General features: G+C 36.3%; 21 protein-coding genes. 14 read left to right on the top strand and 7 right to left on the bottom strand.

The genetic code is table 11. The features are described 5' to 3' along the window. The first annotated feature begins 28 nt into the window (after positions 1-28). Genes F1003_RS12225 through F1003_RS12190 form a run of 8 tightly spaced genes read left to right on the top strand, consistent with a single transcriptional unit; the run spans position 29 to position 5969 of the window. Positions 29-796, top strand: coding sequence for a ParA family protein (locus tag F1003_RS12225; RefSeq protein ID WP_155089718.1), 768 nt, complete (start codon positions 29-31; stop codon positions 794-796). Beyond that, entirely contained in the window at positions 796-1698 is a 903-nt protein-coding gene (locus F1003_RS12220; RefSeq protein WP_155089717.1) for a ParB/RepB/Spo0J family partition protein, read from the top strand. The genes F1003_RS12225 and F1003_RS12220 overlap by 1 nt, the downstream gene beginning before the upstream one ends. Continuing rightward, the gene (locus F1003_RS12215) at positions 1688-2296 is read left to right on the top strand and encodes a DUF5683 domain-containing protein (RefSeq protein WP_162306973.1); all 609 of its coding nucleotides are present in this window, start codon (positions 1688-1690) and stop codon (positions 2294-2296) included. The genes F1003_RS12220 and F1003_RS12215 overlap by 11 nt, the downstream gene beginning before the upstream one ends. Positions 2297-2300: 4 nt before the next feature. After that, on the top strand, positions 2301-3005 hold the full coding sequence (gene dapB / locus F1003_RS12210; RefSeq protein ID WP_155089716.1) for a 4-hydroxy-tetrahydrodipicolinate reductase: 705 nt from the start codon (positions 2301-2303) through the stop codon (positions 3003-3005). A gap of 13 nt (positions 3006-3018) precedes the next feature. Continuing rightward, positions 3019-3375: a four helix bundle protein gene (locus F1003_RS12205; protein ID WP_155089715.1), complete on the top strand. Its 357-nt coding sequence runs from the start codon at positions 3019-3021 to the stop codon at positions 3373-3375. A gap of 35 nt (positions 3376-3410) precedes the next feature. After that, on the top strand, positions 3411-5027 hold the full coding sequence (gene lepB / locus F1003_RS12200) for a signal peptidase I (RefSeq protein ID WP_155089714.1): 1617 nt from the start codon (positions 3411-3413) through the stop codon (positions 5025-5027). Between the two features lie 18 nt (positions 5028-5045). After that, positions 5046-5657, top strand: coding sequence for a WbqC family protein (locus F1003_RS12195; RefSeq protein ID WP_155089713.1), 612 nt, complete (start codon positions 5046-5048; stop codon positions 5655-5657). 3 nt (positions 5658-5660) lie between these two features. Beyond that, positions 5661-5969 carry a DUF6122 family protein gene (locus F1003_RS12190; protein ID WP_155089712.1) on the top strand — a complete coding sequence of 103 codons (309 nt, stop codon included), beginning with the start codon at positions 5661-5663 and terminating at the stop codon, positions 5967-5969. On the opposite strand, the gene F1003_RS12185 is transcribed toward F1003_RS12190, so the two are convergent. The 7 genes from F1003_RS12185 to F1003_RS12155 form a co-directional block, all read right to left on the bottom strand. Beyond that, on the bottom strand, positions 5961-6983 hold the full coding sequence (locus F1003_RS12185) for an endonuclease/exonuclease/phosphatase family protein (protein WP_155089711.1): 1023 nt from the start codon (positions 6981-6983) through the stop codon (positions 5961-5963). The two genes, F1003_RS12190 and F1003_RS12185, sit on opposite strands and share 9 nt — an antisense overlap. 48 nt (positions 6984-7031) lie before the next feature. Continuing rightward, positions 7032-7901, bottom strand: a complete 870-nt coding sequence (locus F1003_RS12180; protein ID WP_155089710.1) for a rhomboid family intramembrane serine protease — start codon at positions 7899-7901, stop codon at positions 7032-7034. 2 nt (positions 7902-7903) lie between these two features. Further along, positions 7904-8656: a rhomboid family intramembrane serine protease gene (locus tag F1003_RS12175; protein ID WP_155089709.1), complete on the bottom strand. Its 753-nt coding sequence runs from the start codon at positions 8654-8656 to the stop codon at positions 7904-7906. 3 nt (positions 8657-8659) lie between these two features. Further along, positions 8660-10513: a DNA mismatch repair endonuclease MutL gene (mutL, locus tag F1003_RS12170; protein ID WP_155089708.1), complete on the bottom strand. Its 1854-nt coding sequence runs from the start codon at positions 10511-10513 to the stop codon at positions 8660-8662. Beyond that, a complete protein-coding gene (locus tag F1003_RS12165; RefSeq protein WP_306461430.1) occupies positions 10513-10788 on the bottom strand; it encodes a riboflavin synthase subunit beta in 276 nt (91 codons plus the stop codon). Before F1003_RS12165 ends, mutL begins: the two co-directional genes overlap by 1 nt. A gap of 413 nt (positions 10789-11201) precedes the next feature. Then, positions 11202-11708 carry a 6,7-dimethyl-8-ribityllumazine synthase gene (gene ribH / locus F1003_RS12160; RefSeq protein WP_155089706.1) on the bottom strand — a complete coding sequence of 169 codons (507 nt, stop codon included), beginning with the start codon at positions 11706-11708 and terminating at the stop codon, positions 11202-11204. A 2-nt stretch (positions 11709-11710) separates the two neighbouring features. Then, on the bottom strand, positions 11711-12475 hold the full coding sequence (locus F1003_RS12155) for a tetratricopeptide repeat protein (protein ID WP_155089705.1): 765 nt from the start codon (positions 12473-12475) through the stop codon (positions 11711-11713). A 141-nt stretch (positions 12476-12616) separates the two neighbouring features. On the opposite strand from F1003_RS12155, the gene recF reads away from it, so the two are divergent. The 6 genes from recF (at position 12617) to F1003_RS12125 (ending at position 17853) form a co-directional block, all read left to right on the top strand. Next, on the top strand, positions 12617-13696 hold the full coding sequence (gene recF / locus F1003_RS12150; RefSeq protein ID WP_155089704.1) for a DNA replication/repair protein RecF: 1080 nt from the start codon (positions 12617-12619) through the stop codon (positions 13694-13696). After that, entirely contained in the window at positions 13693-14112 is a 420-nt protein-coding gene (locus F1003_RS12145; RefSeq protein WP_155089703.1) for a lipocalin family protein, read from the top strand. Before recF ends, F1003_RS12145 begins: the two co-directional genes overlap by 4 nt. Positions 14113-14145: 33 nt before the next feature. Further along, on the top strand, positions 14146-14442 hold the full coding sequence (locus F1003_RS12140) for a DciA family protein (RefSeq protein ID WP_155089702.1): 297 nt from the start codon (positions 14146-14148) through the stop codon (positions 14440-14442). Between the two features lie 74 nt (positions 14443-14516). After that, the gene (locus F1003_RS12135) at positions 14517-15044 is read left to right on the top strand and encodes a CIA30 family protein (protein WP_235898375.1); all 528 of its coding nucleotides are present in this window, start codon (positions 14517-14519) and stop codon (positions 15042-15044) included. Positions 15045-15083: 39 nt separating this feature from the next. Next, on the top strand, positions 15084-17504 hold the full coding sequence (locus F1003_RS12130; protein WP_155089701.1) for a penicillin acylase family protein: 2421 nt from the start codon (positions 15084-15086) through the stop codon (positions 17502-17504). Further along, on the top strand, positions 17497-17853 hold the full coding sequence (locus F1003_RS12125) for a hypothetical protein (protein ID WP_155089700.1): 357 nt from the start codon (positions 17497-17499) through the stop codon (positions 17851-17853). The genes F1003_RS12130 and F1003_RS12125 overlap by 8 nt, the downstream gene beginning before the upstream one ends. Positions 17854-17890: the final 37 nt, after the last annotated feature.

Below are 17890 nucleotides of genomic sequence, written 5' to 3'. Positions count from 1 at the left end.
TTAAACCCTTAATAAACCAAATCATTTAATGGGTAAAATCATTGCAATTGCTAATCAAAAAGGCGGTGTTGGTAAAACAACAACCTCTGTAAATTTAGCGGCTTCTCTGGGCGCACTAGAGAAGAAAGTCCTACTTATAGATGCAGATCCTCAAGCCAATGCCAGTTCTGGCTTAGGTATTGACGTTGATGCTGTAGAAATTGGCTCCTATCAAGTATTAGAGCATACCAAATCAGCAAAGGAAGCCATTGTGGCTTCTAATGCACCAAATGTGGATGTGATTCCGGCACATATAGACCTTGTCGCGATTGAGATTGAACTCGTTGATAAGGACGACCGTGAATACATGCTGAAGAAAGCCATTTCAGAATTAAAATCTGAATACGATTATATATTAATTGACTGTGCTCCATCATTGGGACTGTTAACCTTGAATGCCTTAACGGCTTCAGATGCAGTGATTATCCCTATTCAGTGCGAGTATTTTGCGCTCGAAGGTTTAGGCAAATTGTTAAATACTATTAAAAGTGTACAAAAAATACATAATGAAGCGTTAGACATAGAAGGTCTTTTGCTTACGATGTTTGATTCGCGTTTGCGCCTATCTAACCAAGTGGTTGAAGAAGTACAGAAGCACTTTAGCGATATGGTATTTGATACCATTATTCAGCGTAACGTACGTTTAGGTGAAGCTCCAAGCTATGGCGAAAGCATTATTAATTATGACGTAAGCAGTAAAGGAGCGGCAAATTATTTAAGCTTAGCCAAAGAGCTTATAAAGAAAAATGAATTATAATGGCGAAGGCAACGAAAAAACAGGCATTAGGAAGAGGACTTTCAGCTTTGTTGAAAGATCCTGAAAATGACATAAAATCTGCGGAAGACAAAAATGCCGACAAAGTGGTTGGTAATATTGTTGAGCTCGATATTGAAAGTATTGAGGTGAATCCGTTTCAACCAAGAACCAACTTTAACGAAGAGTCGTTACGCGAGTTGGCATCGTCAATTAGAGAGCTTGGTGTTATTCAACCTATAACGGTTAGAAAGCTAGCGTTTAACAAGTACCAGTTGGTTTCTGGTGAGCGTCGTTTTAGAGCGTCGAAATTAATTGGACTCGAGACCATACCTGCATACATAAGAATCGCCAATGACCAAGAGTCTTTGGAGATGGCTTTGGTGGAGAACATTCAACGTCAGGATTTAGACCCAATAGAAATCGCGTTGTCGTATCAACGTTTAATTGACGAAATCAATTTGACTCAAGAGCAAATGAGCGAGCGTGTTGGTAAAAAGCGTTCTACCATTGCAAATTATCTGCGTTTACTTAAGCTAGACCCAATCATACAAACCGGAATGCGCGATGGTTTTATCTCTATGGGACATGGTAGAGCCATGGTAAATATTGAAAGTCAAATAGACCAACTCGAGGTATACGAAAAGATCATTTCCAATAAACTTTCCGTTAGGGCTACAGAGCAATTGGTTAAAAATCTAAACTCCGAAGACGATAAAAAATCAACTTTTGAAACTACTGAGACTCCGAAGTACATCAAAAAAGGAGCTAAGGATTTTTCAGAATATTTTGGCCATAAAATCGATGTGAAAGTCTCTAAAAATGGTGGTGGAAAGATTGTGATTCCGTTTCATTCTGAAGAAGATTTCAACAGAATTCAAAAATTAGTAAAGCGTGATAAATAAGTCACCATATTTTCTGATACTTTGTTTGTTTTCGGCAATGATCTCTTTTGCCCAGGAAAAAGACAAGGACAGCACGAGCATTGTGGTGGATAAGGACTTAGTGGTTATCGAAGAACAATCTTTTGAAAAGTCAGAGATTGATCCCTTAAGACCATCTAAAGCGGCATTCTACTCTGCTATATTGCCTGGTGCTGGTCAATTTTACAACAAGAAATATTGGAAAATCCCAATAGTTTGGGGAGCGATTGGTACAGGTGTTTATTTCTACATCAGAAATGACAAACAGTTTGACCGTTACCGAGATGCTTATAAAAGACGATTGGCTGGCTTTACGGATGATGAGTTTTCTGATGCCGATGGCAATCCATTGATTTCTAACGACGGTTTAATTCGTGCTCAACAACAATTTAGAAGAAATAAAGAAGTGTCTCTATTGGTAACCATAGGACTATACGCCTTAAATATTATTGATGCCAATGTGGATGCACATTTACTGCAGTTTAATGTCGATGAAAATCTGAGTTTAAGTCCGCATTATCAATACAACCAATGGGAGAATTCTTCAGATTTAGGACTGACACTCAATTTCAAATTCTAAACGCATGAATATAGCTTTACTCGGTTATGGCAGAATGGGAAAAAGCATTGAAGCAATTGCTTTGAAGCGTAAGCATACTATTTCACTAAAAATTTCCAATGCTAACGATGAGTTTGATTTTACCAACACCGATGTTGCCATAGATTTTAGTATTCCGACTGCTGCGGTTTCCAATATAAAGAAAGCTTTGGATGCTGGAGTTCCAGTAATTTCAGGTACTACTGGATGGTTGGAACAGTACCATGAGGTTATAGATTATTGCAATGCTAAAAACGGAACATTTTTATACGCCTCAAACTTTAGTTTGGGAGTGAATATCTTTTTTGAAATCAATAAAAAGCTGAGTGAACTCATGGCAACGGTAGATGGTTATTCGGTTAAGATGGAAGAAATTCACCATACCAAAAAATTAGACGCACCAAGCGGAACGGCCATCACGTTAGCAGAGCAAATTATTGAGAATACTGATTATAAAAAATGGACATTAGACCAGCCAAATTCTGATGAAATCCATATTGATGCCAAACGTATTCCTGAAGTACCTGGCACACATGAGGTGACTTATAATTCTGAAATCGATTCCATAAGCATTAAGCATACAGCACACAGCAGGCAAGGTTTTGCATTGGGAGCTGTTGTTGCGGCAGAATGGATTAAGGATAAAAAAGGTGTATATACCATGCGAGATGTGTTGCAAATCAATGTCTAATGTAGATTGAATAATGAATAATGACCTAAAAGATCGGACAAAGACATTCGCGCACCAAATTATAAAGCTGGTGTCTCAATTACCAAACGATTATTTATCAAATCATATTAAAAAACAATTAATCAGATGTGCAACATCAGTAGCCGCTAATTACAGAGCGACATGCATTGCACAATCAAAGCGAAGTTTTATTTCCAAAATAAGTATTGTCATCGAAGAGATAGATGAAAGTCATTTTTGGTTAGTGTTTATTATTGATGAAAATCTTTTACCTTCAGAGAGTTGTAAATCTTTGTTAAATGAAGCAGATGAACTTACAAGGATTTTTATATCATCAAGAAAAACTGCAAATTTGAACCTAAGAAATTAATCAATTGTCAATAGACAATTATCATTTAAAAAATTATGAGCTGGACACAGTGGTTTATCTTTTTACTGATATTACAAATTATACATGGCTTAGGCACATGGAAACTCTACCTTAAAGCTGGGCGACAAGCTTGGGAAGCCTTCGTGCCGGTTTACAATGCAGTAATACTTATGAAAATAATTTCTCGCCCTTGGTGGTGGGTAATTTTAATGTTTTTACCTATTGTAAATCTTATAATGATTCCTGCAGCTTGGGTAGAAACCGCAAGAGCGTTCGGAAAGACCACCAAACTAGATGCTTTAATCTGTATTGTTACACTTGGGTTCTATCTGTACTACCTCAATTATATGGAAGATGTTACCTATATTGAAAATAGGGAGCTTAAACCCAAGACCACAACTGGTGAGTGGATTACCTCTATCCTATTCGCCATTGTTGCAGCGACCATTGTTCATACGTATTTCTTTCAGCCTTTTGTTATTCCGTCGTCGTCCTTAGAAAAGTCTTTATTAGTAGGTGATTTTTTAATAGTAAGTAAAATTCATTATGGACCCAGAGTACCAATGACCACTATAGGTGCTCCTATGGTGCATGATACTATTCCTGTCCTAGGTGTAAAATCGTACCTATACAATGACAATTTTGAAGAGCGTAATTCGTCTTGGAAAAACAAACTGCAGCTACCTTATTTTAGGTTACCAGGTTTTGAAGATGTAGAACGCAATGATATTGTCGTTTTTAATCAACCAGCAGACACATTGCTGAATATGAACGATTTTAATCCAGACCGTAATTACTACAAGCCTATTGACAAAAAAACCAATTTAGTAAAACGCTGTGTTGGGTTGCCTGGTGACACTTTAGAATTGAGGAATGGCTATGTTTTTATCAATGGAAAACAAAATAAACTGCCACCACGATCACATTTACAGTTTTCTTATCGTCTCACCTTAAAAAAACCAATCAGTACACAAGGTGAGGAACGGTTATTTTATAATATGCTAGACAAAGCAGATATTGATGATGGTTTTAGATTTAATCCAAATGATGGCACGTTTTATTTAGCTGCTGTATCAGATGAAGCCGTAAACAAGCTCAGAGTACAACCTAATGTTGCCAGTGTAGAGCGCATTACCAGAGATGAAGGTGCTATAGAAGATATTTTCCCAAGAGACCCTAATTACAAATGGAATATTGATCACTTTGGTCCACTATGGATTCCTAAAGCAGGTGCTACCATACAATTAAATACTGAAAACATTACGCTTTACAAACGCGCTATTGGCGAATATGAAGGTAATAAGGTGGTGACTAGAGGTAATCAGATATTTATTAATGATCAGCCTGCAACGTCGTATACGTTTAAACAAGATTATTATTGGATGATGGGAGACAACCGTCATAACTCTATAGACAGTAGATATTGGGGATTTGTACCCTACAATCATATTTTTGGTAAGCCTGTATTTATTTGGATGAGTATAGACGGCATTAACGATGGTCTTAAAAATTGGAAGTTCCGTTGGGATCGTATTTTCACAACTGTTAGTGGTAGTGGTGAGCGTACCTCTTATTTTATACCATTTTTAGTCGTTATTTTTGGAATCTATGGATTTACTAAATGGAGAAAGAAAAGAAAAGCTAAATCTTAAGGTTTTTCTAACGTAATTATGGATTGTCTCATACATCCAACGTACTTTCCTAACATAGCGCATTTTGTTGCTATGGTTAACTCAAATTCAGTATGTTTTGAGGTTTGTGATAATTACCAAAAGCAGTCCTTTAGAAATCGTACTGAGATTTATGGTGCAAACGGAAAACTGGCTTTAACCGTTCCTGTTAGTTACACACAAAAGAACAGACAACTTTACAAGGATGTAAAAATCGCCAACGACGACAACTGGCAGCAACTGCATTTAAAATCTTTGCAGTCGGCTTATAGCATGTCGCCTTTTTTCGAGTTTTATATTGACGACCTAATGCCTTTATTCGAAAAACGATTCGACTATATTTTAGACCTAAATTTATACTGTTTTGAAATGCTTTTAGAGTGTTTGCAAATGAATTTGGTAACTTCCAAGACAAAGTCTTATGAAAAAGAGCCAGTTGGCAAAACGGATTTTAGACCACTTGTAATGCGAAACCATAAAGTCAACACGTTGGAAACTTACACACAAGTATTTACTGAAAAGCATGGCTTTATTCCAAATCTCAGTATTTTGGATTTACTTTTCAACGAAGGGCCAAATACAGAGTTATACTTAAAACGACAGAAACTGTAGGCTATGTTTAGATTCATAATCCATTACGGCTTACATTTCGGATTGCCATTGGTCATTGCCTTGGTTTTCTTTAAGAAAAACTGGCTCAAGGCTTATATTATTATGCTTGCCGCTTTTATCATCGATTTAGATCATTTGTTGGCAAGTCCTATATTCGATTCCAGTCGTTGCAGTATCAATTTTCACCCACTCCACTCCTTCTGTGCTATTGCAGTTTACTTCATATTGTTAATCCCTAAACCAACACGCATCTTTGCCATTGGTTTATTGGCGCATATTATTTCAGATAGTGTGGATTGTTTTTTAATCTAGTGCAATTGTCGCTTTAATGGGATAATGATCCGAAAGCTTGTTGTCAAAAGTCTTAAATCCATTGACCGTAAAACTTTCATCCACTAGAATAAAATCAATTCTGAGCGGAAAGAATTTAAAGTCGTAGGTTTTTCCAAAGCCATTACCAGCTTCTTCAAACGTATCCACTAAATCATCTCCTTTAATCTCTTTGTAGATGTAAGAGTAGGCCGTATTGTTGAAATCACCCGTTACAATAGTTTTGTAAGGGCATTTAGATTTATGTTTCAAGAACAGTTCTACTTGGGTTTGCTGAGCCTTAAATGTTTTACTTACTTGCTTAAAAAGTTGACCCGAAGTTTCCTTTTTCAAGATTTCAACATCAGTATTTACACCAGAGGACTGTAAATGGACATTATAAATCCTTATGGTATCCTTAGCTTTGACGATATCAGCAAATATCACATTATTGCTCGTGCCAGAAAACTCCAAAGAACCTGAGTTAATAATAGGGAATTTAGAAAACAAAGCCTGACCACGTTTAACAGCATTATTGAACGTTGTGTTATAGCCATAATAACCATTGAGCTCAACAGGATCTTTGGTTCTATATTCTTGTAAACAAAGTATGTCTGGCTGTTCTTTTTTGATGAGTTCCGTAATATCAGCTTTTACGGTCTTATTTGGTAACCATTCAAAAATATTAAAAAGCCTTACGTTATAAGACATCACAGAAATATTGTTCTCGTTTTCAACTTTTTTTGAGGACGAGAACTTATACATAGAGCTGAGATAACTCCAACCCAAAATCAACACCACCAATGATAATAGCATCTGCTTTTTTACCTGAAGCACCCAATAGATAAAAAACAGAATGTTCAATAATATCAACAAAGGCACACCAAGACTCAATACGGATAGCGTTGCAAAACTTTTAGGAGGCAGATAAGGCAAGAGGTAGGATATCAATAATAAGAAGGCTGCCAACGAATTGACAAGAAACATAATCTTATTAAAGAATTTTAATTTTTTCATACCAATTTTCAACTATCCCATTTTCGGAATTTTGAGATTAGAAGGTGCTTATTTTTTTCCAGCCTTAAAGAGAAATTCCTTCTCCTCAGCTGTAAGGCTCTCATAACCACTCTTGCTGATTTTATCGAGAATTAAATCTACTTTCTTCTGTTCATTAAACGTTTGAAACTCTTCTTTAGTCTTACCAGCATAAGTCCCTTTTGGTTTATTTCTGTGTACGGTCTTTAAATTGGATTTGGATTTAAACCAACCTGCTACAGTGTCCATGGCACGTTCAAAACCAGAACCTATGTCTTTACCTTCTTTTAATTTTATCGCATAAAAATAGCCTAGCAAAGCGCCACCAAGATGTGCTACATTTCCGCCTTGGTTCCAGCCAAACAATCCTAAAACATCCATAGCAACCAAGGCTATAGCAATATACTTGAGTTTTATATTAAAAAAAACAAGTCTAACTTCTGTCTCAGGCATATAAGCTCCCAAAAATATCAGTAAAGCACTTATACCAGCCGAAGCACCTACCAATGGTGGAGCATTTATAATAAATCCTTTAGGTAAAACATTATAAACAAAAAGAAACGCCAATCCACCAACAATGATTCCCAATAGGTAGATGTTCAATGCCATTTTAGGACGAAACAGGTTCAGTAACATTCTTGATATAAAATACAGTACCAAAAGGTTCAAAAGAATATGAAAAAAATCATAGTGAGCAAAGCCATAAGTAATAATAGACCATGGCTTATACAAAAAGTTAGAAAAGCTTGATGGCAAACTTAAATAGGACAAGGAATTGCCTGTTCTAGCAAACACTTTAATCAATTGCCCAATAATGAAAACGACTATATTAATTGCAATAATCTTTTCAAAAGCATTGAATCTATTGAACTTATATTTTAAATCTTGAATGGTGCTCATGGTTAATTCCAGCGGTATTTATCTCTTTCATTCTTCTTCCAAAAATACATCAATAAAAACCCTGTCAATGCTCCACCCAAGTGGGCAACATAAGCCGTATTGCTTGGACTAAATATAGAATGACCAGTGATTGCAGAAAATAAATCTAATATTATAATACCTGGTATAAAGTACTTCGCTTTTATAGGAATTGGCAAAAATATCAACATCAATTTAGATTCAGGATATAACATACCAAACGCTACCAACACACCCATTATTGCTCCTGAAGCTCCGACCATTGTGGTAACTATTGCTTGTCTAAAGCTATCAAAATCCTCACCCAAGATAGACGCCCAACGCTGGTCGTACTTTCCTTCAGCTATAAGATTTGCAACCTCAGCTTGGGAAATACCTGCTTCCATTAAGGTTGATAAACCAGTATTATACTGAAAATATAAAAATGCAAGTTGAATTACAGCTGCACCTAAACCAGACAAAAGATAGAAAATCAAGAATTTTTTCATGCCAAATACCTGCTCTACTGCTGTACCAAACATCCATAAGGCAAACATATTAAATAAAATATGCATAAAATTACCATGCATAAACATGTGCGTAATAATTTGCCAAGGTTCAAAAAGCGGGTTTTTTGGAAAGAATAAAGCAAACCATTCATAGAACATTTCCCTATTACCTACAAGATAGGTTCCAAGAAACATTATGATATTAATAATTAGTAAATGCTTAACAGCATCGGTTATTTGAGCTCTCATATACTACATAAATTTTTTTTCAATATCATCTACTTTCATAGTGATAAATGTTGGTCTATTGGTTGGTGACACGTTCGGTTCCTTACAGGCAAATAGACTATTGACCAAATGCTCTTGTTCTGTACCATTTAAGGACTGACCGTTTTTAATCGCCAAACTCTTTGCCATGGATTTTGCCAATAAATCCGTAGCACTAAAATTAGCGTCTGGCACATCATTTTGCACATCACTTATCAACTGTTCTAAAATGATAGATACTTCACTCTCTGGCACTCCTACAGGCACTCCTGTAATGGTAATTTCTTCCTCAGACAAACCAGAAAACACAAAACCTGTATGTTCTAAATCCGTTTTTAAATCCTTTATAATCTTGCTTTCACCTGGTGTGAAATGTAATTGCAATGGAAATAATAATTGCTGGCTTGTGGCTTCTTTAATGGTTATATGCCTTAGAAAATTTTCGTACAATACGCGCTGGTGTGCTCTGTTCTGGTCAATAATTAACATTCCCGACTTTAAGGTCGTTACTATATATTTTTGTTGTAACTGAAATGTGGTTTTAGCAGTTTCAACAGAAGCATCACTAAAGATTGATTCGGTTTTAGAATCGCTTTCAAAAGCAACTTCGGCAAAATCTTCCTGTTTATTGTTTCCTTTGGATTCTAAACCAACATAGAGACTTTCCCAAGATGCTGCAGGTGCTTTCTTAAATTGCCTGTGCTGGGAAGGTGGTTTAGTATTGGCTTCATCTGCAAATGGATTAAAACTTCTATCCACCTCAATCGTTGGCGCAGATGCTGCCTTGTTTTTATAATTGTACGGTGTCGTTAAATTGCTCTGATGTTCAAAATCCAAAACCGGAGCAATATTGAATTGCCCTAAACTATGCTTTACCGCTGAACGCAAAATGGCGTACAACGTATGCTCATCATCAAACTTTATCTCCGTTTTTGTTGGGTGGATGTTTATATCAATCGTCTTGGGATCTACCGTTAAATTCAAAAAATAACTAGGATGGTAACCGTCTTTAAGCAAACCTTCAAAGGCTGCACCAATAGCATGATTGAGATAAGGACTCTTGATAAACCGTTGGTTGACAAAAAAGAACTGCTCTGATCTGGTTTTCTTGGAATATTCAGGTTTACCGACAAATCCTGAGATTTTCAACACTTCCGTTTCCTCTTCGACTGGTACTAATTTCTCATTGGTTTTGTTGCCAAAAATATGAACTACGCGTTGTCTGTAATTTTCACTGGGAAGGTGAAACAATTCACTTCCGTTATGATAAAATGCAAAAGCAATGCTAGGATGTGCCAAAGCCACACGATGAAACTCATCAGTGATGTGTCGTAATTCTACGGTGTCGGATTTTAAAAAATTTCGTCTTGCCGGAATATTGAAAAACAGATTTTTAACTGCCACTGAAGTTCCTGTAGGAGTTACGGAAACCTCTTGGGATTTCACTTGGCTCCCTTCTATTTCTATGGCTGTACCCAATTCGTCCTCAGCGCGTTTGGTCTTAAGTTCTACATGCGCAATAGCTGCAATACTTGCCAAGGCTTCTCCTCTAAAGCCTTTGGTATTTAATTGAAATAAATCTTCTGCTGATTTTATTTTAGATGTGGCATGGCGCTCAAAACTCAAACGCGCATCTGTAACACTCATACCTTTACCGTTATCGATAACCTGAACGAGCGTTTTGCCCGCATCTTTTATAATGAGCTTTATTTCTGTAGCATCAGCATCAATGGCATTTTCCAGAAGCTCTTTAACTACAGAAGCTGGTCGTTGCACCACCTCACCAGCTGCAATTTGGTTGGCAACATGGTCTGGTAAAAGTTGAATGATATCTGTCATTAGCTGTTTGGGAAGAAAATAGACAAGTCGAAACCTATGATGATTAAAAACAATAAAATTAAAACTGCAGCTATGATGAGCACACGCTTGTTTACATTATCGTCTCTATCATTTTGATATTCATCTAAAGCTGCATTCCACTTACCCTTTATTCCTTTAGGTGGGTTTACAGTTTTTCGGTAGTCATCAAATTTATGCTTTAATTCATAAGGGTTACCATCACCTTTATAAAAACGAGGTTTATAATTATACTTTCTATTCTTTTTTAATTTCATTAAACCCATAATAACCCTATTTAATATACCCTTCTAGGATATACATTAAAATAAAAAGAGACAGCAACATAATAATTAAGGCAGGTAATGAAGTTAATAAACTCCCCTTACGTTTTGTAGTACCTTTTATTTTGTCCCATTTAGTCTCCAAGTCGTCTCTCGACTCTTTTTCTTTAGAATCCTGAAAACGAGGCTTATAATTAAAGCGTTTATTTTTTCTTTGATTAAACAAATTGCCTTGTAAATTAATACTTTGATTACCTCAAAAGTACTTAAAATACTAGGAAAAATAGCCTAAGGATTCCTTAAAATTATCAACAAAAAGGATGCCATGATGAAGTTGGGAAGTATAAAGTGTAAAGTATGTAGTAAAAGTATTTCAGGCTAAATCCTTACACTTTTACCATAATTAACTACTTAGTATTTTTTCTTAAGTAGGCCATTTTAATCGCTGCAATTGCCGCTTCGGTACCTTTGTTACCGTGTTTTCCACCAGAACGATCAATAGATTGCTGCATATTGTTATCTGTCAACACGCAAAAGATAACAGGAATATCACCTGTTAGATTCAAGTCCTTAATGCCTTGGGTAACACCTTCGCAAACAAAATCGAAATGTTTGGTTTCACCTTGTATAACGCAACCAATCACAATGATGGCATCTAACATACCAGAATCTGCATAGAAACTTTTAGACATTCTGGCAGCACCATAGGTCAACTCAAAAGTGCCAGGCACGTTCCAACGCACTATATTTTCTTTTACGGCACCACAGTCTAATAATGCATCAAAGGCACCTTGCCATAAGCCTTCAGTGATTTTTTCATTCCATTCTGAAACAACAATCCCAAACCGAAAGTCTTTCGCGTTTGGGATTGTGGCTTTATCGTAGTTCGATAAATTATGATTTGCAGTAGCCATGTCTATAAGCTTGCTTCTACTTTTCCTATTAAGACATCGACCTGAGTCGCTTCTGTAGAACTGCTAAATTCTGACTTAATTCTGTTAAGGTAATCTAAAGCTTTAGAGTTCTCACCTAAATCTATTGCCACACGAGCAGCTTTCAATAGATACATAGGTGTTGTAAATTCATTAATGTTAGCTTTAAAAGCTTTTTCGTAATATTCTAAAGCTTCTGGTAATTGCTCTAACTGAACAAAAGCATCACCAATGCCTCCTTTAGCAATTGGACCTAACATTTTATCATCGCTAGAAAAGTTACCTAGGTAAGTTACTGCGTTTTGATAATCCTTAAGGTTTAAATACGCCATACCAGCATAGTAATTTGCTAAGTTTGCTGCAGGTGTTCCACCGTATTGGTCAATAATATCTAACATACCATACTTACCTTCACCACCGTTTAAGGCCATTGTATAAAGTGAATCTGAAGCTACACCGTTAGTCGCTTCTTCAAAATACTTCTTAGCTTGGTACATGTCGTTCATAGCTTCTTTTTGTTGAGGCTCGGCAATAAACTTGTCATAACCCAAATAACCCAAAACAACCAAAGCTATGGCTGCAATTACACCAATAATATAATTTTGATTTTTTACAAACCACTCTTCGGTTTTAGAAGCACCTTCATCTAAAGTATTAAATACCTCAGCCGTTGCCGAGTTTTCCTCAGCAATTTCTTCCTTCTCCTTTTTGGTTTTTGGTTTGTAACCTCTTTTCTTATACGTAGCCATATATCTTCTCTATTAATGCGTGCGCAAAAATAAAATTTTTATTGGGATTTAAAAGCCTATTTATTTGTTATTTTTGAATAATAATTACGATTATTTCATTCTTCAAAACCTCAATAAACGCAAGGAAGTACGCCTACTTTTATGATTCTAAACTCACTATCCTTAGTCAATTACAAAAATTTTGAAAGTCAAGTTTTCAATTTCGATGCCAAAATCAATTGTTTTGTAGGTGCCAATGGTATAGGAAAAACAAATGCCTTGGACGCTATTTATCACTTAGCTTTCGGGAAAAGTTATTTTAATCCTATTGCGCTTCAGAATATAAAACATGGTACCGAGTTTTTTGTTGTGGATGGTAGTTTTACCAAGAACGAACGTACCGAAAAAATCATCGTATCCCTTAAACGCGGACAAAAGAAAATTATAAAACGAAATGGTAAAGCTTATGATAAATTCAGTGACCACATTGGGTTTATTCCATTGGTTATTATTTCACCTGCCGATCGTGATTTAATTATTGAGGGTAGTGATACGCGAAGAAAATTCATAGATAGTGTCATTTCACAAAGTGATAAAAACTACTTAACTGCAGTTATTGCCTATAACAAAGTGTTGTCTCAACGTAATGCGCTGTTAAAATACTTTGCGTTGAATAATACGTTTAACGCAGATACGCTTGCCATTTACAATGAGCAGCTTAACACTTATAGTAAAGAAATTTTCAAAAAGCGAGATGAATTTTTGAACGTCTTCATCCCAATTTTTAAGGAGCGTTACGAGGCCATAAGCCAAAGCAAAGAAGCTATAGACTTAAAGTACAAAAGCGATTTGTTTGATGGTGAATTGATAAATTTATTAGAATCTAACCTCAACAAGGACAAAGCCTTGCAATATACCAGTGTTGGAACACATAAAGATGATTTGGTCTTTTTGATTGATGATTTCCCGATTAAGAAATTCGGTAGTCAAGGACAGCAGAAATCATTTTTAATTGCCTTAAAGTTGGCGCAATTCGATTTTATTAAACAGCAAAGTGGAGTATCACCTATCTTGTTATTGGATGATATTTTTGATAAATTAGATGAAAACCGAGTGGCACAAATCATAAGTTTGGTAGATGACGACCACTTTGGCCAGATTTTTATAAGTGATACGCATGCGGATAGAACAGAAGCTGTGGTAAAGCAGATACACCAATCTTATAAACTATTTAAGTTATGAAGAAATTAATTTGGCTACTTAGTCTTGTTTTATTAGGGTGTTCAGAAAATCCTGAAACCTATATTCAACATCTTGAAGGCTATTGGGAAATAGAGGAAGTGACTTTAGCTGATGGTACTAAAAGACAATATACATTTAATGAAACCATTGATTATATTAGTTTGAATGACAGTTTATCTGGATTCAGAAAAAAACTAAAACCAGGGATTAATGATACGTATTATACTTCGGATGATGCCGAGTCCCTTAAAATTAAGATTGAAAACGGTGACTTAAATTTGTATTACAGTACACCCTATACTGAATGGACGGAGACGGTTTTAGAGGCTTCACCTGAGCGTCTTAAGATTAAAAATGCGGATAATAATGTATATTTATACAAACGCTATACTCCTATAAAATTAGATATTGAATAATTAAAAAGTTTACCGTTTCACGGCAACTAAAAGATGGCAAAGCGCAACAACGATAATCAACCCATAGAAGATATTCTAAAAGAGTTTGTAAAGACTAACAATTTACAATCTGGATTGGACAAAGTCAACGTGCGCGAAGCTTGGGTCAATCTCATGGGAAATGGAGTTAACAACTACACAACTGCCATTGAGTTAAAACATGAAACGCTTTATGTGCAATTAAGTTCTAGTGTATTACGCGAAGAATTGAGCTATGGCAATGAGAAAATTGTTAAAATGCTCAATGAAGCCATTGGAAAAGATGTCATAAAAAAATTAGTGCTTCGTTAGACTAAAACGCTAAAGTTTTCAAAAATTAAAAACGAATATAAGGCGCTCATTGTATCTTTACAAAAAGGACGCTAATGAGATTCCTAGTACTTTTATTCTCTATTATTTTTCTTCAATCTATGGTTTTATTCAATTTTAAATCCGATAGCGATATCAGCAACTGGAAAATTCTTGATGATGTGGTTATGGGTGGACGTTCCAACGGAAATTTTAAATTAAACAAGGACGGTCATGGTGAATTTTATGGTACAATTTCTCTTGAAAACAATGGTGGATTTTCTTCCTTGAGGTACTATTTCCCTAATACTAAAACCGAGGATTATTCACAGTTAAAAATTAAACTAAAAGGTGATGGCAAAACCTATCAATTTAGAGTAAAGCGTGAGCAATCTGATCGTTACTCGTATATATATGAATTCAATACTACTACCGACTGGCAGACTGTAACGATTCCGTTTTCAAAAATGTATGCTTCTTTTCGCGGGAATCGCTTAGATATTCCTAATTATGATGGTGTGCAAATGGAAGAAATCGCATTTTTAATTGGCAATAAAAAAGAGGAGCAATTTAAACTGCTTATCGACTCCATAATCTTAGAATAATATTTGGTATTTTTAAGTCCTAATTAATAATAGGTCTTAATGAAATACACCAAACTCCTACTCTCTTTCCTTTTAACCATTGGAATTTTTTTCGTTTTAAACACAAAATTGGGTGATATCCCTCCTTTAGGGAAATTTTTAAATCCACAATCAGGGATTTGGCAAAATGAAACTGATGAAGCCATTTCTGGTGAAATTTCCATTCCTGGTTTGGAAGAGAACGTAACTGTACATTATGATGAACAATTAATTCCACATGTGTTTGCACAAAATGAATCGGACTTATACAAAGCCCAAGGCTATTTAACCGCAAAGCATCGGTTGTGGCAGTTAGAATTTCAGACCTTTGCCGCTGCAGGACGCTTATCTGAAATCATTGGTGAAGGCGCCCTCAATTACGACCGAACGGAACGCAGACGAGGAATGGGTTACGGAGCAGACCAAGCCATTGCCTATATGGAACAGCACGATACCCAAACCTTAGGGTTTATCCAAGATTATGCTGATGGTGTTAATGCCTATATCGACCAATTAAGCCCTGAGAACTATCCTGTTGAATATAAATTACTGGATTACACACCTGAAAAATGGACTCCTAAAAAAACAGCACTGCTATTAATGTACATGACCAAAATGCTGGCTGGCGGAGATGAAGATTTGGAATATACCAATGCCTTACGTCTTTTTGGGAAAGAGAATTTTGATTTGCTGTTTCCAGATTTCTTTGATGTCAATGATCCCATAATTCCAAAGGAAACCGACTGGAGTTTTATCGATGTGCCACAAACACCACATCCGAATGCAGATGTGGTTTTAGATTCCATTTCAGAAACCATTGAGAAACCCAATCCAGATAACGGAAGTAACAATTGGGCTGTGTCTGGTGAAAAATCGGCTACTGGCCACCCGATTCTTGCCAACGACCCTCACTTAGGTCTTAATCTGCCCGCTATTTGGTTTGTAATGCAATTGAGTGCACCAAACCATAATGCTATGGGAGCGACCATTCCTGGTGCTTTGGGAGTCATTTCTGGCTTTAACCAGCATATCGCTTGGGGAGAAACCAATGCCACACGAGATGTGATTGATTGGTATAAAATTGAATTCAACAAAGACCGAACGCAATACAAATACGATGGTCAATGGAAAGACCTCACCATAAGAGTTGAGGACATTAAAATAAAAGGAAAGGAAAGTTTTAAAGATTCAGTGCTTTACACACATCATGGCCCTGTGGTCTATGACCAAAACTTTATGTCTGATGAAGAGTTAGTCGGCTATGCCATGAAATGGATTGGACACGAAGGAGGCAATAACCAAAAAACATTTTTAGAACTTAACAAGGCCAAAAATTATGATGACTATGTGAGTGCATTAAAATATTGGAATGCGCCAGCACAGAATTTTGTTTTCGCATCGACTGAAGGTGATATTGCCTTATGGATTCAAGGGAAATTCCCAAATAAATGGGAAGGCCAGGGAAAGTTCTTAATGGATGGTAGTAATCCAGACAACGACTGGCAAGGTTACATTCCACAAGAATTTAATGCCAAGGTTAAAAACCCTGAACGTGGATTTGTCAGTTCTGCCAACCAGCATCCTGTGGATGACAACTATCCTTTTTTTGTCTATAACGATGGTTACGAAACCTACCGTAACCGTGTGATTAATGATTTTTTTAAATCCAAGGCTAAGTTTAGCGTACAGGACTTTAAGGATTTACACAACAATAACTATAATCTCAAAGCCGCAGAATTAGTGCCATACATGCTAGAGCACATGGATACGTCTTCACTAACGGCAGAAGAAAAAGCCATCTACAACGAAATAAAAGCTTGGGAATTCAATAATGATATTGACGAAGTTGGGCCAAGTATCTGGAGACAATGGTATGGCAAACTTTACAACATGGTTTGGGACGAATTTGAAGTAGAAGACACAGCGCTCGAAAAACCATTTGCTTACCAAACCATTTATCTTTTAAAAAATCATGGCGAGCATGAGTTTATGGACATCGTTGAAACTGACGACAAAGAAACTGCTAAGAACTTATTTTTATTGGCCTTTAAAAAAGCGGCAGAACGTTTATTGGAAATAAAAAACGAAGAAGGAGACTATACTTGGGCCAATTATAAAGGCACTTATGCTGGGCATTTATTGCGAGGCTTGCCAGCCTTTTCAAGGTTTGATATTCCAATTGGTGGCGACCGAAACATTGTTAATGCCACCTCAGAGAACCATGGACCATCTTGGCGCATGATTGTTGAAATGACCACACCACCAACTGCCATTGGTATTTATCCTGGTGGGCAATCCGGAAATCCTGGTAGTAAATACTACGATAATTTTATAGATGATTGGGCTGAGGGAAAATACCACAGCCTTAACTTTTTACAATCCAACGAAGCCATAGAAGCCATCATTGGCACTCAAACCTTAACACCAGCTCACAATGAATAAGAACCTACTCAACTTTATAGCCACACTTGTATTAGCATTATTATTATCTCTTTTTTTACCTTGGTGGTCTATAATGACAGCAGCATTGGCAACCGCATTGTTTATACCATTAAAAAAAGCAGCTGTGTTTTTTGTACCATTTTTAGCCATCCTTTTGTTTTGGGCCGTCTATAGTTTAATGCTGAGCAGTGGTAATGATTATACTTTAGCTAAGCGCATAGCGGTTCTTTTGTCTTTAGGAGGCAACCCTTATGCGTTGATGTTGGTTACAGGTATTATAGGTGGATTGGCTGCTGGTATTGCTGCGATTTTAGGGAAGCAGTTGAGTTTGGTTTTAAGTAAAAACTAAAAGTAAAAGCTGTTTTAAACTAAACGGATAAGACAAC

Origin of the sequence: Winogradskyella ouciana (assembly GCF_009709615.1) — a bacterium.
Classification (GTDB): domain Bacteria; phylum Bacteroidota; class Bacteroidia; order Flavobacteriales; family Flavobacteriaceae; genus Winogradskyella; species Winogradskyella ouciana.
This window is presented reverse-complemented; position numbering and strand designations above follow the sequence as displayed.

Excerpts from the sequence above, each read along its gene's own strand:
- F1003_RS12225 (WP_155089718.1), top strand. The coding sequence starts at position 29 with ATGGGTAAAATCATTGCAATTGCTAATCAAAAAGGCGGTGTTGGTAAA.
- F1003_RS12220 (WP_155089717.1), top strand. The coding sequence starts at position 796 with ATGGCGAAGGCAACGAAAAAACAGGCATTAGGAAGAGGACTTTCAGCT.
- dapB (WP_155089716.1), top strand. The coding sequence starts at position 2,301 with ATGAATATAGCTTTACTCGGTTATGGCAGAATGGGAAAAAGCATTGAA.
- F1003_RS12205 (WP_155089715.1), top strand. The coding sequence starts at position 3,019 with ATGAATAATGACCTAAAAGATCGGACAAAGACATTCGCGCACCAAATT.
- lepB (WP_155089714.1), top strand. The coding sequence starts at position 3,411 with ATGAGCTGGACACAGTGGTTTATCTTTTTACTGATATTACAAATTATA.
- F1003_RS12195 (WP_155089713.1), top strand. The coding sequence starts at position 5,046 with ATGGATTGTCTCATACATCCAACGTACTTTCCTAACATAGCGCATTTT.
- F1003_RS12190 (WP_155089712.1), top strand. The coding sequence starts at position 5,661 with ATGTTTAGATTCATAATCCATTACGGCTTACATTTCGGATTGCCATTG.
- F1003_RS12185 (WP_155089711.1), bottom strand. The coding sequence starts at position 6,983 with ATGAAAAAATTAAAATTCTTTAATAAGATTATGTTTCTTGTCAATTCG.
- F1003_RS12180 (WP_155089710.1), bottom strand. The coding sequence starts at position 7,901 with ATGAGCACCATTCAAGATTTAAAATATAAGTTCAATAGATTCAATGCT.
- F1003_RS12175 (WP_155089709.1), bottom strand. The coding sequence starts at position 8,656 with ATGAGAGCTCAAATAACCGATGCTGTTAAGCATTTACTAATTATTAAT.
- mutL (WP_155089708.1), bottom strand. The coding sequence starts at position 10,513 with ATGACAGATATCATTCAACTTTTACCAGACCATGTTGCCAACCAAATT.
- F1003_RS12165 (WP_306461430.1), bottom strand. The coding sequence starts at position 10,788 with ATGAAATTAAAAAAGAATAGAAAGTATAATTATAAACCTCGTTTTTAT.
- ribH (WP_155089706.1), bottom strand. The coding sequence starts at position 11,708 with ATGGCTACTGCAAATCATAATTTATCGAACTACGATAAAGCCACAATC.
- F1003_RS12155 (WP_155089705.1), bottom strand. The coding sequence starts at position 12,475 with ATGGCTACGTATAAGAAAAGAGGTTACAAACCAAAAACCAAAAAGGAG.
- recF (WP_155089704.1), top strand. The coding sequence starts at position 12,617 with ATGATTCTAAACTCACTATCCTTAGTCAATTACAAAAATTTTGAAAGT.
- F1003_RS12145 (WP_155089703.1), top strand. The coding sequence starts at position 13,693 with ATGAAGAAATTAATTTGGCTACTTAGTCTTGTTTTATTAGGGTGTTCA.
- F1003_RS12140 (WP_155089702.1), top strand. The coding sequence starts at position 14,146 with ATGGCAAAGCGCAACAACGATAATCAACCCATAGAAGATATTCTAAAA.
- F1003_RS12135 (WP_235898375.1), top strand. The coding sequence starts at position 14,517 with ATGAGATTCCTAGTACTTTTATTCTCTATTATTTTTCTTCAATCTATG.
- F1003_RS12130 (WP_155089701.1), top strand. The coding sequence starts at position 15,084 with ATGAAATACACCAAACTCCTACTCTCTTTCCTTTTAACCATTGGAATT.
- F1003_RS12125 (WP_155089700.1), top strand. The coding sequence starts at position 17,497 with ATGAATAAGAACCTACTCAACTTTATAGCCACACTTGTATTAGCATTA.